Annotated in this window: 19 protein-coding genes, 20 tRNA genes and 1 pseudogene; 30 read left to right on the forward strand and 10 right to left on the reverse strand. The window is 44.0% G+C overall.

Features of this window, described 5'->3' with window-relative positions; all coding sequences use genetic code 11:
• Window positions 1–376: 376 nt before the first annotated feature.
• On the reverse strand, window positions 377–3,028 hold the full coding sequence (locus OCV19_RS12265; protein ID WP_065675627.1) for a beta-N-acetylhexosaminidase: 2,652 nt from the start codon (window positions 3,026–3,028) through the stop codon (window positions 377–379).
• A 404-nt stretch (window positions 3,029–3,432) separates the two neighbouring features.
• Here OCV19_RS12265 and OCV19_RS12270 point away from each other — a divergent pair, with 404 nt between their 5' ends.
• Window positions 3,433–4,320 carry a TraB/GumN family protein gene (locus tag OCV19_RS12270; protein ID WP_065675628.1) on the forward strand — a complete coding sequence of 296 codons (888 nt, stop codon included), beginning with the start codon at window positions 3,433–3,435 and terminating at the stop codon, window positions 4,318–4,320.
• Window positions 4,321–4,441: 121 nt separating this feature from the next.
• Window positions 4,442–4,863 (forward strand): annotated as a pseudogene (locus OCV19_RS12275) (hypothetical protein).
• Window positions 4,864–5,137: 274 nt separating this feature from the next.
• Here OCV19_RS12275 and OCV19_RS12280 read toward each other — a convergent pair.
• Window positions 5,138–5,214 (reverse strand) — tRNA-Pro (locus OCV19_RS12280).
• 255 nt (window positions 5,215–5,469) lie between these two features.
• On the opposite strand from OCV19_RS12280, the gene OCV19_RS12285 reads away from it, so the two are divergent.
• The 3 genes from OCV19_RS12285 to rluF all read left to right on the forward strand — a co-directional run bounded on the left by OCV19_RS12285 (window position 5,470) and on the right by rluF (window position 7,672).
• Window positions 5,470–5,610 (forward strand): DUF3149 domain-containing protein, encoded by a 141-nt coding sequence (locus OCV19_RS12285; protein ID WP_017062321.1) that lies wholly within the window; start codon window positions 5,470–5,472, stop codon window positions 5,608–5,610.
• A 170-nt stretch (window positions 5,611–5,780) separates the two neighbouring features.
• A complete protein-coding gene (gene smrA / locus OCV19_RS12290) occupies window positions 5,781–6,362 on the forward strand; it encodes a DNA endonuclease SmrA (RefSeq protein WP_017062320.1) in 582 nt (193 codons plus the stop codon).
• A 176-nt stretch (window positions 6,363–6,538) separates the two neighbouring features.
• The gene (gene rluF / locus OCV19_RS12295; RefSeq protein WP_065675629.1) at window positions 6,539–7,672 is read left to right on the forward strand and encodes a 23S rRNA pseudouridine(2604) synthase RluF; all 1,134 of its coding nucleotides are present in this window, start codon (window positions 6,539–6,541) and stop codon (window positions 7,670–7,672) included.
• 107 nt (window positions 7,673–7,779) lie between these two features.
• Here rluF and ybaK read toward each other — a convergent pair whose 3' ends face one another.
• The 8 genes from ybaK to hemA form a co-directional block, all read right to left on the reverse strand.
• Window positions 7,780–8,253, reverse strand: coding sequence for a Cys-tRNA(Pro) deacylase (gene ybaK, locus OCV19_RS12300; RefSeq protein WP_065675630.1), 474 nt, complete (start codon window positions 8,251–8,253; stop codon window positions 7,780–7,782).
• A 118-nt stretch (window positions 8,254–8,371) separates the two neighbouring features.
• Window positions 8,372–10,033 carry a bifunctional UDP-sugar hydrolase/5'-nucleotidase UshA gene (ushA, locus tag OCV19_RS12305; protein ID WP_017062317.1) on the reverse strand — a complete coding sequence of 554 codons (1,662 nt, stop codon included), beginning with the start codon at window positions 10,031–10,033 and terminating at the stop codon, window positions 8,372–8,374.
• Between the two features lie 455 nt (window positions 10,034–10,488).
• Window positions 10,489–11,343, reverse strand: coding sequence for a 3-deoxy-8-phosphooctulonate synthase (kdsA, locus tag OCV19_RS12310; RefSeq protein WP_017069619.1), 855 nt, complete (start codon window positions 11,341–11,343; stop codon window positions 10,489–10,491).
• Window positions 11,344–11,365: 22 nt separating this feature from the next.
• Window positions 11,366–12,175 carry a SirB1 family protein gene (locus OCV19_RS12315; protein ID WP_017069620.1) on the reverse strand — a complete coding sequence of 270 codons (810 nt, stop codon included), beginning with the start codon at window positions 12,173–12,175 and terminating at the stop codon, window positions 11,366–11,368.
• 27 nt (window positions 12,176–12,202) lie between these two features.
• Window positions 12,203–12,586, reverse strand: a complete 384-nt coding sequence (locus tag OCV19_RS12320; protein ID WP_009848726.1) for a SirB2 family protein — start codon at window positions 12,584–12,586, stop codon at window positions 12,203–12,205.
• Between the two features lie 194 nt (window positions 12,587–12,780).
• Window positions 12,781–13,641 (reverse strand): peptide chain release factor N(5)-glutamine methyltransferase, encoded by an 861-nt coding sequence (gene prmC, locus OCV19_RS12325; RefSeq protein ID WP_065675631.1) that lies wholly within the window; start codon window positions 13,639–13,641, stop codon window positions 12,781–12,783.
• Window positions 13,642–13,646: 5 nt separating this feature from the next.
• Window positions 13,647–14,735 (reverse strand): peptide chain release factor 1, encoded by a 1,089-nt coding sequence (prfA, locus tag OCV19_RS12330; RefSeq protein ID WP_019821589.1) that lies wholly within the window; start codon window positions 14,733–14,735, stop codon window positions 13,647–13,649.
• A gap of 28 nt (window positions 14,736–14,763) precedes the next feature.
• Complete coding sequence (gene hemA, locus OCV19_RS12335) at window positions 14,764–16,023, reverse strand: glutamyl-tRNA reductase (protein ID WP_019821588.1); 1,260 nt, start codon at window positions 16,021–16,023, stop codon at window positions 14,764–14,766.
• A gap of 160 nt (window positions 16,024–16,183) precedes the next feature.
• Here hemA and lolB point away from each other — a divergent pair, with 160 nt between their 5' ends.
• The 25 genes from lolB to OCV19_RS12460 all read left to right on the forward strand — a co-directional run bounded on the left by lolB (window position 16,184) and on the right by OCV19_RS12460 (window position 24,532).
• Window positions 16,184–16,831, forward strand: coding sequence for a lipoprotein insertase outer membrane protein LolB (gene lolB, locus OCV19_RS12340; protein ID WP_065675632.1), 648 nt, complete (start codon window positions 16,184–16,186; stop codon window positions 16,829–16,831).
• Window positions 16,828–17,703 carry a 4-(cytidine 5'-diphospho)-2-C-methyl-D-erythritol kinase gene (gene ispE / locus OCV19_RS12345; RefSeq protein WP_032545398.1) on the forward strand — a complete coding sequence of 292 codons (876 nt, stop codon included), beginning with the start codon at window positions 16,828–16,830 and terminating at the stop codon, window positions 17,701–17,703. The genes lolB and ispE overlap by 4 nt, the downstream gene beginning before the upstream one ends.
• Window positions 17,704–17,730: 27 nt before the next feature.
• A complete protein-coding gene (locus OCV19_RS12350; protein WP_004739814.1) occupies window positions 17,731–18,675 on the forward strand; it encodes a ribose-phosphate pyrophosphokinase in 945 nt (314 codons plus the stop codon).
• 222 nt (window positions 18,676–18,897) lie between these two features.
• A complete protein-coding gene (gene pth / locus OCV19_RS12355) occupies window positions 18,898–19,488 on the forward strand; it encodes an aminoacyl-tRNA hydrolase (RefSeq protein ID WP_065675633.1) in 591 nt (196 codons plus the stop codon).
• 10 nt (window positions 19,489–19,498) lie between these two features.
• Window positions 19,499–20,590, forward strand: coding sequence for a redox-regulated ATPase YchF (ychF, locus tag OCV19_RS12360; RefSeq protein ID WP_010439159.1), 1,092 nt, complete (start codon window positions 19,499–19,501; stop codon window positions 20,588–20,590).
• A gap of 280 nt (window positions 20,591–20,870) precedes the next feature.
• Window positions 20,871–20,947: transfer RNA gene (locus OCV19_RS12365), tRNA-Met, on the forward strand.
• Between the two features lie 67 nt (window positions 20,948–21,014).
• Window positions 21,015–21,099 (forward strand) — tRNA-Leu (locus tag OCV19_RS12370).
• A gap of 29 nt (window positions 21,100–21,128) precedes the next feature.
• Window positions 21,129–21,203 (forward strand) — tRNA-Gln (locus OCV19_RS12375).
• Between the two features lie 77 nt (window positions 21,204–21,280).
• Window positions 21,281–21,357 (forward strand) — tRNA-Met (locus tag OCV19_RS12380).
• A gap of 74 nt (window positions 21,358–21,431) precedes the next feature.
• A tRNA-Leu gene (locus OCV19_RS12385) sits at window positions 21,432–21,516 on the forward strand.
• A 29-nt stretch (window positions 21,517–21,545) separates the two neighbouring features.
• Window positions 21,546–21,620: transfer RNA gene (locus tag OCV19_RS12390), tRNA-Gln, on the forward strand.
• A 68-nt stretch (window positions 21,621–21,688) separates the two neighbouring features.
• Window positions 21,689–21,773 (forward strand) — tRNA-Leu (locus tag OCV19_RS12395).
• Window positions 21,774–21,802: 29 nt separating this feature from the next.
• Window positions 21,803–21,877, forward strand: a tRNA-Gln gene (locus OCV19_RS12400).
• Between the two features lie 68 nt (window positions 21,878–21,945).
• Window positions 21,946–22,028: transfer RNA gene (locus tag OCV19_RS12405), tRNA-Leu, on the forward strand.
• 29 nt (window positions 22,029–22,057) lie between these two features.
• Window positions 22,058–22,132, forward strand: a tRNA-Gln gene (locus tag OCV19_RS12410).
• A gap of 68 nt (window positions 22,133–22,200) precedes the next feature.
• A tRNA-Leu gene (locus tag OCV19_RS12415) sits at window positions 22,201–22,285 on the forward strand.
• 50 nt (window positions 22,286–22,335) lie between these two features.
• Window positions 22,336–22,412 (forward strand) — tRNA-Met (locus OCV19_RS12420).
• Between the two features lie 55 nt (window positions 22,413–22,467).
• Window positions 22,468–22,552 (forward strand) — tRNA-Leu (locus OCV19_RS12425).
• A gap of 50 nt (window positions 22,553–22,602) precedes the next feature.
• Window positions 22,603–22,679: transfer RNA gene (locus OCV19_RS12430), tRNA-Met, on the forward strand.
• A 55-nt stretch (window positions 22,680–22,734) separates the two neighbouring features.
• Window positions 22,735–22,819, forward strand: a tRNA-Leu gene (locus tag OCV19_RS12435).
• 29 nt (window positions 22,820–22,848) lie between these two features.
• A tRNA-Gln gene (locus OCV19_RS12440) sits at window positions 22,849–22,923 on the forward strand.
• A gap of 68 nt (window positions 22,924–22,991) precedes the next feature.
• Window positions 22,992–23,076, forward strand: a tRNA-Leu gene (locus OCV19_RS12445).
• A gap of 29 nt (window positions 23,077–23,105) precedes the next feature.
• Window positions 23,106–23,180: transfer RNA gene (locus OCV19_RS12450), tRNA-Gln, on the forward strand.
• A 68-nt stretch (window positions 23,181–23,248) separates the two neighbouring features.
• Window positions 23,249–23,333: transfer RNA gene (locus OCV19_RS12455), tRNA-Leu, on the forward strand.
• Between the two features lie 158 nt (window positions 23,334–23,491).
• Window positions 23,492–24,532: a lactonase family protein gene (locus OCV19_RS12460; protein WP_065676395.1), complete on the forward strand. Its 1,041-nt coding sequence runs from the start codon at window positions 23,492–23,494 to the stop codon at window positions 24,530–24,532.
• Window positions 24,533–24,561: the final 29 nt, after the last annotated feature.

Consider the following 24,561-nt stretch of genomic DNA (forward strand, 5'->3'; position numbering starts at 1 on the left):
CTATCAAAAAAAGACAAGTTATTTAACTCTTTAAAATCAATAATTTAAAAACATAAAAATTGATAAAAAACTCAAGATGGAAAAATATACAGATCGGGATCACGTTATTTCATGAAGAAAAATTAGATTCAGATAGTTGAATCACATCTGATTTAGAGTTTTTTACAGGGGACTTATTTTTTGAAGAGAATAATGAGAAGCGCGTCACTTTTGGGATTAAAGTCACCTTATGTGCATTGTTGACGATATAAACAAAGGCGATTTCTATATGTTTCAGTTTTGGATAAACACCTAATTCGCATCAAACAAAAAGAGCTCCCGTTTTATCTTGAATAAGATAAAGGTCAGAAGCTCTTTTACTAATAGTGCTTATCGATTATTTAACTGAGGTAACTCGACTTACTTTCTCACCACTTTCTGAAATAGAGCGGATGTAAGTTTCACCAGAGACCGATGGACGTTGTTGCTCATCATACGTTAGCCACTTTTCACCATCTGCTGAGTATTGAAGCTCTACACCTGGGAATTGAACGTTCATCGCTAACTTACCATCCACAACCTGAGCGCCCGGCACGGGTAGTCGGTAATCAATGCCCGCTTTTTCAAGCTTAGCCAGTTCACGTTGACCCACGATATTGGCGAAGCGATTGAAGTCGCTGTTTAGCGCTTGCTTATTCACTAGGTTAGTTTCTTGAGAGTATTCAACGCCAACCTTGTAGTCGTTTTCCCAATCTGCTCGGTGCCATGCGCGCTCTGCTGCTGCTAGTACGCGAGGGAACACCATGTATTCATATTGCTCATCGTTACGTACTGTCTCAGACCAAAGTTGAGCTGACAGACCGTAGAAAGGTTTCGCTTCAATCTCACCTTTACCTGAGAAGCCATTACCATCACGGTCTAATGATGTTTCTGCGTTTTGTGGCATGTTCTCTGGTGCGAAGCCAAACATCTTACGAGTATCGGTTGCACGTGTTGCCCAGTAGTAACCGCGCTCAGCTGCATCAACTTCGTATGGCATATCCATGTATACGTAGTCTGGGTTAGAGACAATCACGTCATACCCTTTTGCTGACCAATCGTATACTGATGAAGTTCCGCCCCAGTAAAGAACGTCCCAGAAGTTCACGCGAGTGCTGTCGGTTGCAAATGCTTCTTCACCTTCGCTGTATTTCAGACCATCTTGCCATGCTTGGAAGTGTGGAATACCCTTCTCAGCAACAATCTTAGAAACCTGTTCTGCGAAGTGGCTTGGTAGATGACCGAAATCGCTTACAGTACCATCAGCGATCAATGACTGGCATTGTGGTGATTGTTGGAACGGCTTATCTTGCTTAGACAAATCGATATTGCCTTTCCAAGCCACTTTATCTTCTGCATTAATATCTTGTAAGCCTGCACCTAACTTGATGTTTTTCGCCTCATCGCCACCAAAGTGCCAAGTCGTTAGCGGAACGCCCGCTTCTTGGTGCATTGCCGCCACTTCAGAGATTACTTTATCGACGAAGTGAGTTGATGACTCCATACATGGGTTAATGAAGCTTTGCTTATCGTAGAACTGAACCGTGGTTACGTTCGATGTATCTTGTGGATCTATCAAGCGGTATTCGTTCGCTTCTGCTTCTTTGCCTTCCGCCATGAGACGCGTGTAACGCGCTTCCATTGATACCACAGCTGAACGAGCGTGTGCTGGCATATCAATTTCAGGGATAACTTCGATGCTGCGCGCTTTAGCGTAGCTTAGGATCTCGACGTAATCCGCTTTACTAAAGAAACCAGAGCCAAAGTTGTCTGTTGTTGGACCAGAACCTAGCTGAGGCAGTAAGCAGCTTTGTTCATCCAAATCAAAACAACGATTAGACCCTACATCCGTTAGCTCTGGTAAACCTGGAATTTCTAAACGCCAACCTTCATCATCCGTTAGGTGAAGGTGCAGTTTATTCATCTTGTATGCCGCCATTTGATCTAGCGTTGCTAGGATGGCATCTTTTGAGTGGAAGTTTCGAGCAACATCCACCATCACACCACGATAATCAAAGCGCGGCGCATCTTTAATTGACAGTTGTGGTAATGATTCAGCGTTCTGACTATCTATTAGGCCAAAAATAGACTGAACTGCGTAGAAAGCACCCGTTTTATCAAACGCTTTAATCGCAATCCCCTCTTCCGAGATGCTTAGTTCATAAGCGCCAGATTTTGCTAAATCACCCGTAAACTGAGTAGGAACAACGGCAACACTTACAGGAAGGTCACCACTCACATCTACGTTTACCACATCTGCACGTTCTTCAATTGCAGCGAACTGATCAGCGTCGAATGCCTCTTTTGGTAAAGCAATACCACCAGCAATACTTACTGAACCTTCACCCGCTTCTACCGACATTGGCGTTGGCAATAGCGTTGTTGATACATCTTGAGTTGCTAGATCAGCATTCTTTTCAAAACGCGTCACCGCTGTCGCCATTACGTTATTATCATCAGGCGTACGCTTAAGATTATTACCCTCAAGGCCGGTTACGAACGATGCAACATCTTCTGTATTCAATGATGCAATCATCTTAGGTTCTGCGTTTGGCGCCGTCACGAATGCACCTGGCATAAAGTCAGTTTCAAACAGTTGCCAGTATTCACTCGTTAACGGAAGAACCACTTCTTCACCAGCCGCAAAGCCGTCAAATTTTTCAGTAGGTTCTAGCTTGTGAAGGTCACCAGTAACGCGAGTGATCTTAAATTGCTCATTATCAACATCTAAAATAAGACGAATACTGTGGAAGTAGATGCTCCAATCTTTAGAGTCAATCGCTTCACCGTCATTGGTTAGCGTCATGTTCACTTTATTACATGACGCCCATTCAGCACCTAGGTCCTGGCAAGCCAAGCCTTCATTCGCACCATGGTTAGTTAGAATTTCGTACTGAACATCAAGATTATCAGCCAGTGCATTCACTACTTTTTGTTCTGGTGCTTGCGTTACTGCACAACCTGTTAGGCCAGCCAATACCGCTACAGATAGTAAGTTTCTCTTCAACATCGTATTCACCCATAAATTAAAAATTGAGTAAGAAGCAAAATGGAGCGCTTCGAAAGTTAGATAAACTATATGGGCTTATTTTTTACCGTGAATTAAATCGAGCTAATAAAGTGATCGGCTTCAAATCTCAAAAATATTGAAAAATTTAATTTAAATAAAATCATCAAGTTACAAGCATCGACACTTCCGTCATTTTAATTTTGACGTAAAATTTGAGAAATGAATCACAATCTTTTTTACCGATTTCATAAAATCGTGTCATTGGTAGTCAGAAAGGATTTAGAGTTTCAGCGTATTGTTATACTTTTCGTACAAACAACGTGACATCGTTCTCAAAAAAAACCGTTAAAAAACACCGTCAAAATCGATTTTAACGAGTTTAATACTTCCTAAAGGAGCTCCCTTTGCGCCCACTCTGGTACATGGTTTTATTCGTTTTCACTTTTTCAGCAAGGCAAGCGCTCGCCGAGCCTCTTTATTGGCAAGCAAAAAAGGATGAACTGACACTCACTATCTTAGGTTCTGTGCACGTTGGGGACGAGAGTATGTACCCACTTCCTTCAGCGATCACCGACACGCTAAAAAACAGTGATGGGTTAGTTATCGAAACGGATATCAGAAAATCTGATGGCGTTGTATATCCCCGCAACAAACTCACTACAGCCGATGTACTCAATGAAGAACAGCTGCAATTATTAATCGACATCTCAAAATCATTGGATATGCCGACGCAACAACTGCTTAGCTCACCGCCTTGGGCGACATCTCTTTCCATACAGATGCAGCAGTTAAAAAATCTTGGTTATGGGTCCGCAGGAGGCGTTGATGCGACGCTAGCTTACAAAGCGACTATCCAAGATGTCCCGGTGATCAGCTTAGAGCCTCTTCAATTCCAATTAGACTTGATGACAAAACAGAAGGACGACGGTAAGGAGTGGTTAGTCAGTAGCCTTGAGGAATTTGACCAAACTGATCGTGTGGTTCATTGCCTAATAGAAAGCTGGAAGGCGGGTGATTTAGCAAAACTGGAAGCCTTCGCAAAGCTCTCTGAGATGTCGCCTGAACTAGAGAAAGCATTTTTAGCCGATCGAAACATAGACTGGGCAAACAAACTAGCAGCCAATGATTGGAAACTCGACTCAAAAGGGAACTACTTGATTGTGGTTGGTGCCTTGCACCTAGTTGGCGAAGGTAACCTTTTGCAGTTGTTAAAAGAGAAAGGTTTTAATGTCACACAACAATCACAAAGCCAACAGGCTCAGTGTCAATTTGAGATTAGTGACGACAGCTAGTTCAACTCGAAGCCATGACCTTCTCCTAATATAAGCATTATCTAATAACAGAATCATTACATTTAATAGCACCATTGGGGTGCTATTATCTTTCGCTCTTTCTACCTACGGCGTTGTTCGAATGAAACCAGTACTTTTTGCTTTCCCTTTAGCCCTCACGATGCTGATGCCCTCAATAGCCTCAGCCAAAGAAACGTGCACCATTGAACAGTTTCAGGCTATAGATATTCAACCAGATGCTAAAGGCGGTGTCTTAGATAAAGAAAGCGGACAGTTCTTGATTACTGAGAAGCCACCAATGCGATGCGCGAACATTACGTTCACGACGTCTACAACACGCAACCGTATCGCAAGCCAAATGAATAGTAATTTTGAAGCAAGCTTTACGATGGCAAGACGGGTAACTCTCACTCGGTGACTTTTAACGAAGATGAAGTACAAGCAGGTTACATTCGAATTGGTCCAAATAACCCTGTTGAAGCGTATGTTTGCTTTGTCACTTCAGAGACTCCAATCAAAAACATCACCTGTGATGTCAAGTAAACAGGTTTGGGGCTACTGGCTATTGGGTCAACCCTTGTCTCTATAAAGGGCATTTAGAACAACAAGAGATTCCCGACTCGCTCTAGGGAATGACGTACATACCGGAAAGCAAAAAAAGCCGTAGCACCTTCTACTACAAAGAGTGCTACGGCTTTCTTTTATGTGGTCGGTGAAGAGCTATTTTGAACATCAGGCGAACCCCACCTAGGTTCAAATCCCATTTTCCTTCCCCTGAAACGACGAAAGCCTGCTCAATGAGCAGGCTTTCTTAATGTGGTCGGTGAAGAGGGATTCGAACCCCCGACCCTCTGGTCCCAAACCAGATGCGCTACCAAGCTGCGCTATTCACCGAGATATCTAACTGACTGATTGCCTGTCGATGGAGCGTATAATACGGATTCTGAATTTATCCGCAAGCGCTTTTTCTCATATTTATTGTGAATTCGAATCGTTCGAACAAAAGACATACAACAACACGCTTGATGTGACGAAAAACACACAGTTACCAACAAGTATTTAACTTATAAAACAGGATTGATCCAGATCAGTAAATTGATAACACCAGTTAATACACTAACCCGTGTCATATAACTTTGAGGTATACACATGGACTTTTGGCTAGATCTCCTATTTGGTAATGCGGTGGGACTATCTTCAATGATAGTAATCTTCGGGGCTCTGGGTCTCATGATGTTTTATGGAGGCTTCTTCATCTACAAAGTTATGACTGAAAAATCTCCTCACTAGAATCGCTCAGCCTACATCATTTACTTTTAAGTATTCTTTTATTGTATAAGTAAGTGTCAAAACGCTTTGCACCGGAGCAGACTTATTGTCTTCTCCGGTTTTTTCATTTTTAAACCCAGCCTCAACTTAGGTATACTTACCCTATCCTTCTCCAACTTGAGATACACACTATGTCTCATGATGACGACTTAGATCTATTCCAAGAAATGATGGGCGATGTTAAACGTATCGACCATGACACCGCTGAACACCAGAAAGTACACCGAGTCACCGAATCTCACCTTGCTAAGCGTGAAGCTGCTATGTGGCTGTCTGACGACGAGAAAGACTACTTATCATTAGATTACTCGCCAATGATCAAGCCAGATGATGTCGTTGCTTATAAAAAAGACGGCGTACAAGAAGGCGTATACAAAAAGCTGCGCCTAGGCAAATACCCTATTCAAGCCAAGCTCGACCTTCATAGGAAAACACTGAAAGACGCACGTAACGAAGTGCTTTCATTCTTGCGTCAGTGTTTAAGAATGGATGTTCGTACCGTCATCATTGTTCACGGTAAGGGTGAGCGTTCGAACCCACCAGCAATGATGAAAAGCTACGTGGCGAATTGGCTCACGCAAATTAACGACGTTCAATGTGTTCATTCTGCTCAGCAATTTCATGGTGGTACTGGCGCAGTCTACGTTATGCTCAGAAAGAGTAATGAGAAAAAGCTAGAGAACAGAGAGCGCCATCAAAAACGCACCAGTTAACTGGTTGAAGCAGACAAGTACACTGATAGCGAATTGCATCAAGATCGATATTTCGTGCCTAGACTCACACCAAGTGCTAAAATTGTCCTCAGTTAACGAATCCCAACTCAAAGCAACTATCCAAAGGTTGCTTTTTGTTTATCTATATTTCCGTTGTGAAACGCTAAGAGAATATCATGTCACAAGAATCCCAAGCTAAACGCCTTAATAAATACATCAGTGAAACTGGTTTTTGCTCACGCCGCGAAGCCGATAAGCTCATTGATGCAGGCCGAGTTACTATTAACGGTAAGATCCCTGAAATGGGTACTAAAGTCTTGCCAGGTGATGATGTTGAGATCGACAATAAGCCTGTTCGCTCAAAAGAGAAGCCGATTTACATTGCTCTTAATAAACCAACAGGTATCACCTGTACGACTGAGCGTGATATTCCTGGCAACATCGTCGACTTTATCGGCCACCACAAACGTATTTTCCCGATTGGTCGTCTAGATAAGCCTTCTGATGGTCTTATCTTCTTGACCAACGATGGCGACATCGTAAACAAGATCCTACGTGCAGGTAACAACCACGAGAAAGAATACGTGGTGCGTGTAGATAAGCCGATTACGACGGAATTCTTGAAGCAAATGGGCGCTGGCGTTCATATCCTTGATACAGTCACCTTGCCATGTAAGGTTGAGAAAGAGACTAAGTTCTCATTCCGAATTACGCTAACACAAGGCCTTAACCGCCAAATTCGCCGTATGTGTGAAGCGCTCGGTTATGAAGTATTTAAACTGCGTCGTGTTCGTATCATGAACATCTCACTAGACGGTATTCCTAACGGCAAATGGCGCTACCTGAGCGACGAAGAGATCACTGAAATTTTAGCGATGTGTGAAGGCTCAGTAAGTACGGAAGATGCGTCAAAAATGAACGCGAAAGGTCAACGCATTCGCAAAGCGACTGACGCGAAACTTTTTGATAGCCGTGAAGAGAACCAAGCTTCAACAGCGCGCCGTAATCAAAACGAGAACCGTACTCGCACTTACCGCGGTAACAATGCGGATGAATTCCGTCATGCACCTAACTCAAAGCGTGGCCGCAATTCATCGAACGGTGAAAGCGGTGGTAATACCGAGAACTGGAAATCGAGCTCTCGTTCAGAGCGTTCTAATTCAGATAGAAACCGTTCTGATCGCAATCGCACAAATCGCGACAATAACGATCGTAGAAGCGGTAAGCCGGCAAACCGCAGCCAAGATTCAAACAGACCGAACAAACCTGCACCAAAGCGTGTTAGTGGTACTTTAGGTCTGAAGAAGTAGTCTGAATCAGTAAGACGAGACACTCGATATAAAAACGCCCGCTAGATTAGTCTAGCGGGCGTTTTTGTTTGTCATTCGATAGTTTTATCATTCATGACAACGACAATCTATAAACATAGATCAGCAAACTGGCCGCGAGTGAGCAGTGTTAAGTCTTTTGGGTCTAATTCAATTTCTAGCCCGCGCTTTCCTGCACTCACACATATCGTTTTAAAATCGGTAGCGCTCGAATGAACAAAAGTAGGCAGTGCTTTCTTCTGACCAAGCGGACTAATTCCACCAACAACATAACCCGTGGTTTTCTGTGCAATCTCAGGATCAGCCATCTCTGCTTTTTTGCCTTTCGCCGCTTTTGCTGCCAGCTTTAGATTTAGCTTCTGGTCGACAGGAATAACGGCAACCGCCAAATCTTTCGCCACACCATTCAAGCAGAATAACAGCGTTTTGAATACACGTTTGGGATCTTGACCAAGCGCTTCAACGGCTTCTAAACCATAGTTGGTATTATTGGCATCATGATGGTACTGATGCACGCTATGAGCGATTTTCTTTTTCTTGGCAAGATTGATTGCAGGGGTCATAACAAATCCAAACGATAGATAAACAAAAAGCGACGCCGAGGCGTCGCTTTAGTTAAATTTATCATGGTGCTAGAGTCAATCTAATTTAGCACCTATTGATACAATTGCGTAGATTCAATTACTTGTAAACCATTTGGCCTGAAGGCGCGTACTTGTTCACATCAACCGGGCTGTTTGCTTCTAGGTACTCTTTCAGTACTTCAGCATCAACAAAACCAGTATTTACGTAACCTGGGTGGTCAGACAGTTTAGGGTAACCGTCACCACCAGCAGCGTTAAAGCTTGGAACCGTGAAACGGTATGTTTCGTCTAAACGAAGCTGCTTGCCACCGATGAATACATTCGATACTTCACCGTTCGCTACTGTCATTGAAATGCCAGCGAATTGAGCGTAAGCACCAGAATCGATTGGTTTAGTCGCCACTACATTTAGGTAATCTAGAACTTCTTTACCCGTCATGTCTGTGTAAGTCAGGATGTTCGCAAAAGGTTGTACTGTTAGCACGTCTTTGTAAGTAACATTGCCGGCTTCAATTGAGTCACGTACACCACCAGAGTTCATCACTGCGAAGTCTGCTTTTGCACGCTCCATGTGAGAAGTCGCAATTAAACGACCTAGGTTGGTCTGTTGGAAGCGAACGACGTTACGATCGCCTTCAAGCTTACCATTTGTCTCTGCGATTTGAACTTCTAGCTGTGCCTGACCTTGCTCTTGGAAAGGACGTAGGAATTCAAGTAGCTCTGGGTCTTGTGCGATTTCATCTTGAATAAGAACACGTTGCTTCTTACCGTCAATCTTAACTTTCTTCTTAAGGTTAACTGGAATCAGGTCGTAGCTCACCATCTCTAGCTCGCCATTACGGAATTCGTAATCAGCACGACCTACGTACTTGCCCCACTCGTGAGCTTGAACGATGTAGGTACCGTTCTGTACGTCAGGCTTACACTCATCACCCGGCTTGAAGTTTTTCTTCGCAACGTTAGGGCCTTCCATACATACAGGCTCTTGAGAGTGACCACCAACGATCATGTCTAGATCGCCTTCGTTTAGGTAACGAGCAAGTGCGACATCACCCGGAGCGTTAACACCACGTTGGCCATTTTCGTAGTGACCCATGTGAGTCACAGCAAAGATTAGATCCGGTTTTTCTGTTTCTTTAAGTTCAGCGATTAGCTTCTTCGCTTCTTCTTTTGGATCACGGAAGTCGATGCCCGCGATAAATTCAGGGTTACCAATCTTTTGGGTATCTTCCGTTGTTAAACCAATAACCGCAATCTTGATGCCTTGCTTTTCGAACATCTCGTAAGCTTGGAACTTACGTTCGCCTGTCGCTTTATCGTAGATGTTTGCAGATAGCATTGGGAAGTTAGCCCAGTCGATCTGCTTTTGTAGTACGTCTAAAGAGTTATCAAACTCGTGGTTACCCAATGCCATTGCATCGTAACCAATTTTGTTCATACCTTTAAAATCAGGTTCTGCGTCCTGAAGGTCTGACTCTGGGACACCCGTGTTGATGTCACCGCCAGATAGAAGCAACACGCTACCGCCTTCTGCTTCAACTTCTGAACGAAGTTGGTCAACTAGCGTTTTACGCGCAGACATGCCGTATTCGCCGTATTTATTCTGCCAGAAACGACCATGGTTATCGTTTGTGTGAAGAATCGTTAGCTTGTAAGTTTCATCTTGGTTCCAATCATGAGCTGATTGAGACGCACACCCAGCTAGAGTAGCTAGGATTGCAGCACTTAGTGCTGTCTTTAGAATAAGGCGTTGCTTCATTGTCATACCTTTGAACTTTTTAGGGGAATCCACTGCTTTTTATAATCTATTGCGACCCCTTTCTTGGAGTTCGAACAATAAGACTTCAACATGACTAATCTTAAATTAACATTCTAGATGTAACACGACGATTTCATATTTATGTCGAATTGGTCACGCATAGATCAACAGTTAAGTGTAACAAAATTATGAGATTACACTCAAACTTCCCCTGCATCACAAGCAATCGTTTACTTACAAAGTGTGATAAACATCAGTAATTTACTGCAAACAGGACTGACCTCACACTCATATACGAGTTTCTTAGGTAATAACCCGCCACGTTAACAATTCTTTAAATGAACGGTTTATATTCGGCTGCTTTTACGAGATTAAAAAAAGCCCAATTCAGAGAACTGGGCTTTCTTAGATCAACTTTGTTAAATAACGTTTCCGTTACTTCACATCCATCTCAATTATTTAATATCAATATGCTCAAAGCCTTTGATAAGGTCATCAAGTGCTTTCATCTGCTTCAAGAACGGCTCTAGTTTGTCTAGAGGTAGCGCAGATGGGCCATCACAACGAGCTTGGTCTGGATTCGGGTGAGCTTCAATGAACAGACCCGCAATACCTGTCGCCAGGCCAGCTTTAGCAAGTTCAACCGTTTGCTCACGGCGACCGCCAGATGCAGCACCCGATGGGTCACGCATTTGTAGAGAGTGCGTCACGTCGAAGATGATTGGGCTGCCGTTTGAAGACTTCTTCATTACGCCAAAGCCAAGCATATCAACGACTAGGTTATCGTAACCCATGCAAGCGCCACGCTCACAAAGGATGATGTTGTCGTTACCGCACTCAGCGAACTTATCAACGATGTTGCCAACTTGGTTCGGGCTCATGAACTGAGGCTTCTTCACGTTGATTACCGCGCCAGTCTTAGCCATTGCTTCAACAAGATCAGTTTGACGAGCTAGGAATGCAGGTAGTTGGATTACATCAACCACATCCGCAACAGGCTGAGCTTGAGCTTCTGTGTGAATATCAGTAATGATCTTCACGCCGAAAGTGTCTTTCAGCTCTTGGAAGATTTTAAGACCTTCTTCCATGCCTGGGCCACGGTATGAATGAACTGAGCTTCGGTTCGCTTTATCGAAAGACGCCTTAAATACGTAAGGGATGCCCAGCTTCTCTGTTACTTTTACATAGTGCTCACAGATCTGCATAGCGAGATCGCGAGATTCAAGAACGTTCATGCCTGCAAATAGCGTAAATGGCTTGTCGTTAGCAATTGGCATATCGCCAATGTGAACTGTTTTCTGTTCCATCATATTCTCTCTAAATAATTATTAATTAGTGAACAACCACTGTCTTTTCGTTCATGACGTTCACTTGAGATTTCAGTAACTCAGATGCCGGGTCATCTGGGCATTGGTCGATAAAGTATTGATAATCCGTTGCAGCCACTTGATGACAGTCTAGCTGCTGATAGATAAAACCGCGGTCACGGATTTCATACGGGTCATCCGGCACAAACGTCAAAGCAAGGTCAGTACACTTCAATGCAAGTGTATAACGCTCTTCTCGCAGCAGTGCACTCTTGAGCAGTGCTAACCACTTACCAATAATTGTTGGGTGGTCGGCAACTTCTAAGTGCTCAGGTTTCACCTTAGCTAATGGGCCATCATGGCCAATTAACCATGCTCGCAGCGTTTGTTCGCCAACGTACTCGCCGTTATAAGGGTTAATATAGGCTGCAGCTTGCCCGTACCAGCTTACTTTAAGTAAGAATTGAGTCGGGAAAGAGACGCCCTCTACAGGAAAGCCTAGCTTGCGACCTAGAAAAAGAAAGATCGCCCCCAGACTCACTGGAATGCCTTTCTTTCTCTCAAGCACTTTATCAATGAATGCGTTTTCTGAAGAGAAGTACGCGTCCTTATCGCCAGCAAAACCCCACTCGTAGAAGAATAGTCGAATAAAAGACTCAAACTTCTGCTGTTCGTCGGTTTCATGAACCAAAGCAAACTCAGCTTCTTTAAACAATCTTGCCAGCTCTTGCTCAGCCCAACTGTCTTGAGTTTCTGGGTTAATCGCTTTATTTAAGATCAATGCACCTTCAGCTAATTCTAGCTGGTCAAAGTCTTCATCAAAAAATTCGTACATAGATAGTTAACCGAAATAAGGAGAGAATTAACCGAAAAATGTTGGTGTCTTGGTCATTGCGATTTTGCCTGCCATCGCTAACCAGCCAAGCGCACCAAAGAAAGAGAATACTCTCAGTAGCTTGTTTTTACCTAGCTTAAGCGCAAAGAAACCTAATGCGATGTAAGCCATAACACAAGTTAGTTTTTCGGTTAACCATGGTGCTGCTGGTGTGAATGGAATAAAGCCAGTGATGAAAATCAAACCAATACCCGATAGCAATAGCAACGAGTCATTGATATGAGGGAAACGCTGCAAGAAAGGATGCTTAAGCTTAGGTGAGTTAGCCATCATAAGAGCGAAACGAATCGAAAGAAGTAGCGCACTTATAGCAATCGTTAATAGGTGAAAATGTTTTAGACCTTCGTACATGGTATTCCTTTATATTTTTATATGTGCTTTCGTTAACACGAGCCTCACAATACCCGTTAATGCTCTGTAGTTCCGCATAAAATCTCTGTATTTCTGCGTTAAATGCATTACCGAGTTAAATGTATTGTCGAGTTAAAGGTATCAATTTAGCAAGTTCATCATCCATTGCTCACAAGACGATTAACAATCACTAACTATGAACAGTAACGACCCAATGTCACTCGGTCATTACCACCGTAATCTTTCTCTGTGACAACATCGAGATAACCGAGCGCCTGCATAATCTCACGAACTGCCAAACCTTGGTCATAGCCGTGTTCAAATGCTAACCAACCTTCATTTTCCAAAAAGCCGCGAGCGTTTTCAGAAATGTATCGGATATCTGCAAGCCCTTTCTCCTCAGCAACCAGTGCTGTGATTGGCTCAAAACGCACATCGCCTTGAGACAAATGAGGATCATTCTTCTCAATGTATGGCGGGTTAGAAACAATCAGAGAGAACTTCACAGTTTCTTCAGAGCTCAAAGGCTCAAACCAACTGCCGTGCAAAAAAGTCGCATTGGTGATATTGAGACGTTGTGCATTCTCTGTAGCAAGCTGCTGCGCTTCAGGGCGAAGATCAATACCCGTTACCTGTCGATTCGGCATCTCAGACGCCAATGCTAACGCGATAGCACCTGTACCTGTCCCTAAATCGAGAATCGCGCCTTGCTTGCCATAGGTTTTATCCAACGCTACTTCAACCAAACGCTCGGTATCTGGGCGTGGGATTAATGTAGAAGGGGAAACTTTTAACGGCAGTGACCAAAACTCACGCTCACCGATAATGTAAGCCACAGGCTCACCGGTTAAGCGACGTTTTAGAAGGGCGTTGAATTCAGACTCTTGCTCTGAGGTGAGGTGCTTCTCAGGCCAAGTCAGTAGGTAAGATCTTGGTTTATCTAAGGCGTGACAAAGCAGTACCGCTGCATCAATGGAGGGTGATGTGTTATCACCCTCTTGAAGCTTTACGATTGCTGCTTTTAAAGCACTTTCAACCGTATATGCTGACTGCATACGGGTTAGTTGTTCTCTGCAAGTGCAGCAAGCTGATCGGCTTGGTGCTCTTGAAGTACAGGATCAAGCAAGCTTTGCATGTCACCTTCAAGTACTTCGTTAAGACGGTAAATTGTAAGGTTGATACGGTGATCAGAAACACGACCTTGTGGGTAGTTGTACGTGCGAATACGGTCACTACGGTCACCCGAACCTAGAAGGTTACGACGTGTATCAGAAACCGCTGCTGCACGGCGCTCTTCTTCTGCTTGAACAATACGAGCAGCAAGAACAGCCATCGCTTTCGCTTTATTTTTATGCTGAGAACGCTCGTCCTGACACTCTACTACTGTACCCGTTGGTAAGTGAGTAATACGGATTGCTGAATCCGTGGTGTTAACGTGCTGACCACCTGCGCCTGATGCACGGAAAGTATCAATTTTAAGGTCGCCCGCTTTGATTTCTGGAAGATCCGCTTCTGGGATCTCAGGCATAACCGCAACCGTACATGCTGACGTGTGAACACGGCCTTGAGACTCGGTTTCAGGTACACGTTGTACACGGTGACCGCCCGACTCAAACTTCATTGTGCCGTAAACAGCGTCGCCACTAACCTTAGCGATCATCTCTTTGTAGCCGCCTTGTTCAGAAGCATTGCTGCTCATGATTTCAACGCGCCAACCTTTCTTCTCAGCAAACTTAGAGTACATACGGAACAGGTTGCCCGCGAAGATACCCGCTTCATCACCACCCGCGCCTGCGCGGATTTCAAGGAAACAGTTACGCTCATCGTTTGGATCTTTTGGAATCAGAAGGATCTGTAGCTCATCAGTCAAACGTTCAATCGCCGCTTTTGCGTCTTTGATTTCGTCTTGAGCCATTTCACGCATTTCAGCGTCATCTTCGTTTGCCATCTCTTCAGCAGCTTCTAAATCTTCTTGAGCTTGCTGGTATGACTGGAAGCAAGCCGTCACTTCTTCTAGTTGAGAGTACTCTTTAGAAAGTGCACGGAATTTGTCTTGATTCCCGATTACATCTGGATCACCAAGTAGATGTTGAACTTCTTCATAGCGTTCAACAAGTGTTTCAAGCTTTACTAGAATCGAGGCTTTCATAATGTCTTATTCTGTTGGAGGTCTAATATTATTGAGGGTTTTCTAAGCCCAAACTCTGTCTAATGACCATTAATTTTGCAGGTTCTCCTTGCTCAGCTGCACTTTGAAGTGCGCGCGTTGGAGCATGGATCAATTTGTTTGTGAGCTTATTACTTAGCTCAAGTAAGACTTTCTCAGGGTCACCGCCAGCGGCAAGTGATTGTAAACTCTTACTTAATAATTCTTCTCGGATTTCGTTAGCCGATTTACGGTAGTCACGAATACTGTCTACAGCTTGCAGTGAACGCATCCAACTCATGAATGCCGCACTTTCTTCGCTAACTATTGCTTCCGCTTGAATCGCTTCCACTTTGCGCTGTTCAATGTTGCCATCAACAATCGACTGCAGATCATCCACTGAATAAAGGTAGGCGTCATTCAACTCACCAACCTGAGATTCCACATCACGCGGAACCGCAATATCAACCAACAACATAGGTTGATGTTTTCTTGTCTTCAGTGCAGTTTCAACCATGCCTTTACCAATAATAGGTAACGGACTTGCGGTTGAACTGATTACGATATCCGCTCGATGCAGATGATCAGGGATCTCATTGAGGCTGATCACTTCAGCACCAAACTCTTCAGCCAGCCCTAAAGCACGCTCACGAGTTCGGTTAGCCACAATCATCTTGGTACAGCCATTCGCTGAGAGATGCTTAGCCACCAACTCAATGGTTTCACCCGCACCCACCAATAACACAGTTGAATCGGCAATCGACTCAAAGATGTGCTTGGCTAACGTGCAAGCTGCGTAAGCAACCGAAACTGCGCTTCCGCCGATCTCTGTTTCAGTTCGAACACGCTTCGCGACAGAGAATGATTTCTGGAACAGCTTTTCCATTGAAGCATCAACAGATTTGTTCTCTCGCGAGTCTGTATAAGCTTGCTTCACCTGACCTAAGATCTGTGGTTCACCCAATACCAAAGAGTCCAAGCCACAAGCTACGCGCATTAAATGTTTAATCGCCGCCTGCTCTTCATGGACATAAATGCTCGGTTTTAGCTCTTCAGGGCTCACTTGATGGAAAACTGACAACCAATCGATGAGCTTGTTTTTTGCCACGCCTTTGACGTCACAATACAATTCAGTTCGATTACAGGTAGAAAGTATGACACTTCCATTTACGTGTGCATTTGCGTTAAGTTGCTTGAGTGCCTCAGATAATTTATCTGGACCAAAAGCGACTTTTTCTCGCAATTCAACCGACGCTGTATTGTGATTGATACCTACGGCAAGCAAAGACATGTATCAGAAGTTCTCGATCAGGGAATGGAAACAAGGGGCGAATTTTACTTGATGCATGGCTCTATTTAAAGAGCAAGCGGGATTTGTTTTCCTGACTTCGTGAATTCAATGCTATAGTTGAAGCGTTTTTTAGATAAATTTGAACAAGTTGTGAGCAAATATGAGCAAGCTTCTCAAAATCGCGTCTCTTATTTTTATGGCCATAATTATGGTGGGTTGCTCGTCTATCCCTGAACAACCAACCAGCGTTGAATGGCAAAGTCATCAAGATCGGCTTTTACAGATAGACAACTATCAAGCCTCAGGCAAGCTCGCTTACATTTCCCCAGAGCAACGCCAAAGCCTAAATTTCATTTGGAAGCATTCACCAAATCAAAGTCAATTAAGGCTTACGACTTTTCTCGGTCAAACTGCATTGAACCTAACCATAGATCCATCGGGTGCAAAAGTCGTGACCTATGATGATCAAGTATTTACTCATGCGAGCGCTTCAGTCTTGGTTGAGCAGCTGACAGGCTTACAGATCCCTATTGATCATCTACCACAATGGTTCCTTGGCATTCCAGACCAAGCCGATAACTACCAATTGAACACCACCAACACGCTTGAATCTCTCACCAAACAAGTCAGCAACCAACTATGGACACTGAGTTTTGCTAACTATCGCAATACAGAGATTCCGAATAAGCAACTATCGGATGAAGACAACACTAAGGTAGAGACAATCCCACTCCCTACTCGATTGTCATTCAAGCAAGACAATAACAAAATTAACATTGTAGTTTCGAAGTGGACACTGAAAAAATGATAACAACGCCAACCCATTGGCCTTCTCCGGCTAAACTGAATTTATTTCTCTATATCACTGGTCGACGTGACAATGGCTATCACGAACTTCAAACTTTATTTCAGTTTGTCGATTTTGGTGATGAACTGACGGTGACCGCAAACTCAGAAACTAACTCAATAACAATCACACCAGAAATTCCTGGGGTAGCACTTGAAGACAACCTGATCTGGAAAGCCGCTACTGCGCTACAGCAATATACCTCAACCTGTTTCGGTGCCGATATTGAACTCAAGAAAGTACTGCCTATGGGTGGCGGTATTGGCGGAGGCTCTTCAAATGCAGCAACCGTATTGGTCGCTCTGAATTATTTATGGCAACTCAACCTGTCAGACGATCAACTCGCCGAGATCGGTTTGAAGCTTGGTGCTGACGTTCCTGTCTTCGTTCGAGGCCACGCCGCCTTTGCTGAAGGGGTTGGAGAACAGCTACAGCCCGCTAATCCGGATGAAAAATGGTATCTTGTGGTTAAGCCTCAAGTGAGCATAGCAACTGTAGACATATTCACACATTCAGAATTAACTCGAAACACGCCAAAGCGAGCGCTATCAACGCTTCTAGAGCAAGAATACGTAAACGATTGCGAAAAAATTGTGCGAATGCTGTACCCAGAGGTTGATAAGCAACTTTCATGGCTGCTACAATACGCGCCGTCGAGATTGACTGGCACAGGTTCGTGCGTTTTTGCTGAATTTAACAGCAAAAAAGAAGCCGAATTGGTGCGAGAACAACTGCCTGACACAGTTTCCGCTTTCGTAGCGAAAGGAAGAAACATTTCTCCTTTAAAAGAAACTCTGGCTGAATACCAATCAGCCCACCCACAATCTATTTAAAACTGGACGCAACCCGAGGTTTCCACCGTGCCTGATATGAAGCTATTTGCTGGTAACGCAACACCTGAACTAGCCCAACGTATTGCTGATCGTCTATACATCTCTCTTGGCGATGCTACTGTAGACCGTTTTTCTGATGGCGAAGTCGCTGTTCAAATCAATGAAAACGTTCGTGGTAGCGATGTATTCCTGATTCAATCAACTTGTGCACCAACCAATGACAACCTTATGGAATTGGTGGTAATGATTGACGCAATGCGCCGTGCTTCTGCTGGCCGTATTACTGCTGTAATCCCTTACTTCGGTTATGCCCGTCAAGATCGTCGTGTACGTTCTGCTCGTGTGCCAATTACTGCAAAAGTTGTTGCAGACTTCCTTTCTAACGTTGGCGTTGACCGCGTTCTTACTATCGACCTACACGCAGAGCAAATCCAAGGCTTCTTCGATGTACCTGTTGATAACATCTTCGGCACTCCAGTTCTTCTAGAAGACATGGCTAACCGTGGCCTAGAAAACCCAGTTGTGGTTTCTCCAGACCTTGGTGGTGTTGTACGTGCTCGTGCAACGGCTAAAGCGCTAGGTGATGTTGACATCGCTATCGTTGATAAGCGTCGTCCACGTGCTAACGTTTCTGAAGTAATGAACCTAATCGGTGATGTTGAAGGCCGTGACTGTGTTATCGTTGATGACATGATCGATACGGGTGGCACACTATGTAAAGCAGCTGAAGCGCTTAAAGAGCGCGGTGCTAAGCGTGTATTCGCTTACGCAACTCACGCTGTTTTCTCTGGTACTGCTGCGAACAACATCAAGAACTCTGTTCTAGACCAAGTTATCGTAACGGATTCTATCTCTCTATCTCCAGAGATGGCTGCGACTGGTAAAGTGACAACACTTAGCCTTTCTCGCATGCTTGCTGAAGCGATTCGTCGTATCAGCAACGAAGAATCAATCTCAGCGATGTTCAATTAATCAAAGCCCAATAGCTTTTTTACAAAAGCTTGGTTTTAGAAACACGCGAGAGAAAGATATTAAGCACTTCAGTCAATGAAGTGCTTTTTTTATGTCTGAGTAATATTGCACTGCTAGTTATCACAAACAGGAATAATCGCGCAGCTATCAGCTAGCTCGCACCTTTTTCATAAACTGTGATATCATACGGCGCTTTTTGAAATCCCAAGAGAGATCCATACCTTGAGCCAACAAATAAAACTTCTCGTTGGACTGGCTAATCCAGGTCCAGAATACGCCAAAACTCGCCACAATGCGGGTGCTTGGGTAGTTGAAGAATTAGCGCGTGTACATAACGTGACACTAAAGAACGAACCAAAGTTCTTTGGCCTAACGGGTCGTATCATGGTTCACGGTGAAGATCTTCGTTTGCTGATCCCAACGACTTTTATGAACTTGTCAGGCAAAGCAGTTGCAGCCATAGCAAAGTTCTACCAAATTAAACCAGAAGAGATCATGGTCGCTCACGATGAGTTAGATCTGCCTCCTGGTATTGGAAAGTTTAAAAAAGGTGGTGGTCATGGTGGACACAATGGTCTGAAAGACATCATCAGCAAGCAGGGTAACAATAAAGAATTCTATCGTCTTAGATTAGGCATTGGCCATCCAGGACACAAAGATAAAGTTGCAGGTTATGTATTAGGCAAAGCTCCTCAAAAAGAGCAAGAGTGTATCGAGGCCGTCGTTGACGAATCGGTTCGCAGCCTAGACATCTTATTAAAAGATGGCCTACCAAAAGCACAAAATCGCTTACATACGTTCAAAGCAGAATAAGGTTTATATCATGGGTTTTAAATGTGGCATCGTTGGTCTACCAAACGTTGGTAAGTCAACTCTGTTTAACGCACTGACTAAAGCAGGCATCGAAGCAGCAAACTTTCCATTTTGTACGATCGAACCAAACACAGGTATCGTTCCGGTTCCAGATCTACGCTTAGATGCATTAGCAAAAATTGTTAATCCACAGAAGATCCTTCCAACGACAATGGAATTCGTAGATATCGCGGGCCTAGTTGCTGGCGCATCTAAAGGTGAAGGTCTTGGTAACAAATTCCTAGCTAACATCCGTGAAACTGACGCTATCGGTCACGTTGTACGCTGCTTTGAAAATGAAAACATTGTTCACGTTGCTGGCAAAGTATCTCCAATCGAAGATATCGAAGTGATCAACCTTGAACTTGCACTAGCTGACTTAGACAGCTGTGAGCGTGCAATTCAACGTAACGCGAAGAAAGCGAAAGGCGGCGACAAAGACGCTAAATTCGAAATCACTGTACTAGAAAAGCTACTTCCAGTTCTCACTGAAGGTGGTATGGCGCGTACTGTTGAACTTGGCAAAGAAGAAGCGGCAGCAATCGGCTACCTAAACTTCCTAACACTTAAGCCAACAATGTACATCGCAAACGTTGCAGAAGATGGTTTTGAAAATAACCCATATCTAGACGCTGTTCGTGAATACGCTGAAAACGAAAACAACGTAGTTGTTGCTGTTTGTGCAGCAATCGAATCTGAGCTTTCTGAACTTGACGACGAAGATCGCGAAGAGTTCCTAGCGGATATGGGTATCGAAGAGCCAGGTCTTAACCGAGTGATCCGCTCTGGTTACGAACTACTGACTCTTCAAACTTACTTCACAGCGGGCGTTAAAGAAGTTCGCGCTTGGACAATCCCTGTAGGTGCAACTGCGCCACAAGCAGCGGGTAAGATCCACACAGACTTCGAGAAAGGTTTCATCCGTGCTGAAGTTGTTGGATTCGATCACTTCATCGAATTTAACGGTGAGAGCGGTGCGAAAGACGCAGGTAAATGGCGCCTTGAAGGTAAAGAATACATCGTTAAAGATGGTGACGTTGTTCACTTCCGCTTCAACGTATAATTCTGATTAAACATCTAGAAAAAAGGCCAGTGAATTCACTGGCCTTTTTGTTTTTCTCGTTTCTAAATTGCCCCTCATCAGAAACTTAACTTCCTATATATATCGCCTTTTAGAGCTATTTTTTGTCGACAAATACGCCTCTTTGCCTAAAAAGAAACCGAACAGATGTTTATTCGCGATTTATTCAAAAAAAAAGTTGACGGGTTTCGCTCAACTACGCATAATGCGCCCCGTTCACAACGAAGCGGCAACGTCTCGAAATGAACGACAATTTGGAAATGGCTACTTAGCTCAGTTGGTTAGAGCACATCACTCATAATGATGGGGTCGCAGGTTCAAATCCCGCAGTAGCCACCATTTCCTAAGCACTTTGTTTGTTATTAAACACATGTTTATTAACGACAAGAGTTTTTAGGAAAGTAAAGCGGTCGTGGCGGAATTGGTAGACGCACCAGATTTAGGTTCTGGCGCCGAGAGGTGTGAGAGTTCAAGTCTCTCCGACCGCACCATATTGAGATATCTTAATTGATATCATTGTTGGGCTATCGCCAAGCGGTAAGGCACTGGCTTTTGATGCCAGCATTCCCTGGTTCGAATCCAGGTAGCCCAGCCACAATTTAAAGTGTAATTATCTTTAAAAAGATAATGGCATTGGAAGCGAGATTATATTATATTACTTCGCTCTCAGATGGCTACTTAGCTCAGTTGGTTAGAGCACATCACTCATAATGATGGGGTCGCAGGTTCAAATCCCGCAGTAGCCACCATTCTTTCTTTATGAAAGAAGAACAAACAACGTTATATTGAATTACCAATGTCGATATAACTATAAAGATTTGCTGCGGTCGTGGCGGAATTGGTAGACGCACCAGATTTAGGTTCTGGCGCCGAGAGGTGTGAGAGTTCAAGTCTCTCCGACCGCACCATTATTTAGATATCTTAAATGATATCCTGTTGGGCTATCGCCAAGCGGTAAGGCACTGGCTTTTGATGCCAGCATTCCCTGGTTCGAATCCAGGTAGCCCAGCCATTACAACGTTACTTAGACAAACCATAAGTCTTCTTAACTATACTCTTCGCTAGAGTAAAAGCTTTGCTGCGGTCGTGGCGGAATTGGTAGACGCACCAGATTTAGGTTCTGGCGCCGAGAGGTGTGAGAGTTCAAGTCTCTCCGACCGCACCATTATTTAGATATCTTAAATGATATCCTGTTGGGCTATCGCCAAGCGGTAAGGCACTGGCTTTTGATGCCAGCATTCCCTGGTTCGAATCCAGGTAGCCCAGCCATTACAACGTTACTTAGACAAACCATAAGTCTTCTTAACTATACTCTTCGCTAGAGTAAAAGCTTTGCTGCGGTCGTGGCGGAATTGGTAGACGCACCAGATTTAGGTTCTGGCGCCGAGGTGTGAGAGTTCAAGTCTCTCCGACCGCACCATTATTTAGATATCTTAAATGATATCCTGTTGGGCTATCGCCAAGCGGTAAGGCACTGGCTTTTGATGCCAGCATTCCCTGGTTCGAATCCAGGTAGCCCAGCCATTACAACGTTACTTAGACAAACCATAAGTCTTCTTAACTATACTCTTCGCTAGAGTAAAAGCTTTGCTGCGGTCGTGGCGGAATTGGTAGACGCACCAGATTTAGGTTCTGGCGCCGAGAGGTGTGAGAGTTCAAGTCTCTCCGACCGCACCATTATTTCTCTTTCATTAGAGAACAAATAGTGAATCTATGAGATTTATTATGGCTACTTAGCTCAGTTGGTTAGAGCACATCACTCATAATGATGGGGTCGCAGGTTCAAATCCCGCAGTAGCCACCACTTATACAACGTCTTATTGAAGCACCAATATTCGATATGACTATAAAGATTTGCTGCGGTCGTGGCGGAATTGGTAGACGCACCAGATTTAGGTTCTGGCGCCGAGAGGTGTGAGAGTTCAAGTCTCTCCGACCGCACCATTATTTCTCTTTCATTAGAGAACAAATAGTGAATCTATGAGATTTATTATGGCTACTTAGCTCAGTTGGTTAGAGCACATCACTCATAATGATGGGGTCGCAGGTTCAAATCCCGCAGTAGCCACCACTTATACAACGTCTTATTGAAGCACCAATATTCGATATGACTATAAAGATTTGCTGCGGTCGTGGCGGAATTGGTAGACGCACCAGATTTAGGTTCTGGCGCCGAGAGGTGTGAGAGTTCAAGTCTCTCCGACCGCACCATTATTTAGATATCTTAAATGATATCCTGTTGGGCTATCGCCAAGCGGTAAGGCACTGGCTTTTGATGCCAGCATTCCCTGGTTCGAATCCAGGTAGCCCAGCCATTACAACGTTACTTAGACAAACCATAAGTCTTCTTAACTATACTCTTCGCTAGAGTAAAAGCTTTGCTGCGGTCGTGGCGGAATTGGTAGACGCACCAGATTTAGGTTCTGGCGCCGAGAGGTGTGAGAGTTCAAGTCTCTCCGACCGCACCATTATTTAGATATCTTAAATGATATCCTGTTGGGCTATCGCCAAGCGGTAAGGCACTGGCTTTTGATGCCAGCATTCCCTGGTTCGAATCCAGGTAGCCCAGCCATTACAACGTTACTTAGACAAACCATAAGTCTTCTTAACTATACTCTTCGCTAGAGTAAAAGCTTTGCTGCGGTCGTGGCGGAATTGGTAGACGCACCAGATTTAGGTTCTGGCGCCGAGAGGTGTGAGAGTTCAAGTCTCTCCGACCGCACCATCATTAAATAGAACCCAGCTTTTTAGCTGGGTTTTGTTTTATCTGGAATATGCAAATCTGCTAGCCAAGTCACCAAGTATTCTCTTCTATAACCTCACTTTTAATACGATTTTATAAGACAATGTCAGCTCCATTTTCTAATTGAGTATGACTAGCCTATGAAAACCCTCCCCTTAACGATCGGTTGCTACACAGATACGCCAAGTAAAAGCCAAGGTGTTTATCAAACTCAGTTAGATCTAGAAACAGGAAAACTATTACCTCTAGAGCTGATCATCAAATGTACTAACCCCTCTTTTGTTACTGTAACAAAGACTGGGATCTATACTGCATCAGAAGTTGACCAGCAAAAACAGCCCCAGCTCATTCATATACCTAATGTTGATTCACAGCTAACACCCAATACAAGCCTCATCTCGGGAGATCACCCTTGTCACGTCGCAATAGATCCACACAATAAGTTTGCTATCACGTCGCAATACTCATCAGGCACATTCGATATTTTTAGCTTAAGTATCAACGGCAGCATCGATAAACGACTCAAAACAATCAAGATGGTTGGTTCCGGACCAAACAAAGAGAGACAAACAAGCCCACACACCCATCAATGTCTGTTCCTACAAAACTCACCACAGTTTGTGACTGTCGATCTCGGCACCGATCGCATCAACTTCTATTGCTTTGATGAAGAGCAAGAAGAGTTCCTTGATGAGCCAATGCAGTCTATTAAGGTGCCCGCCGGCAATGGACCTCGCCATTTAATCTTTAACAAAGTTGAAGACAGAGCCTATGTGGTCTGTGAACTCTCTGAAACATTACTGATTTTGGAAAAGGTTTTAGGCATTTGGAATGCAGTGGAAGAGATCGATGCATTGCCTAATATGGAGAAGGGAGAAGCCGCAGCTGCGATTAAGCTATCGCCTGATGAGCAATTCCTTTATGTGTCATGTCGACACCAATCAAGAATCAGCAGCTTCAAAATCGACTCTGAGACTCAAAGGCTGACTTTCATTGATAGCTACGACACTAAAGGCAAATTCCCAAGAGACTTCCACATAACGAACGATGGGAAATGGCTTATCGTCGCAAACCAGCACTCCAACAACATCACCTCATTCAAGCGAAATAATGAGGATGGGTCTTTGGTTTATACAGGGTACTCTTTAGAGATCGATGCACCGGTTTGCGTTATGCAGTAGTTATAGCATTCAACACCATACAAAAAAGG

This window comes from Vibrio celticus, from assembly GCF_024347335.1.
Classification (GTDB): domain Bacteria; phylum Pseudomonadota; class Gammaproteobacteria; order Enterobacterales; family Vibrionaceae; genus Vibrio; species Vibrio celticus.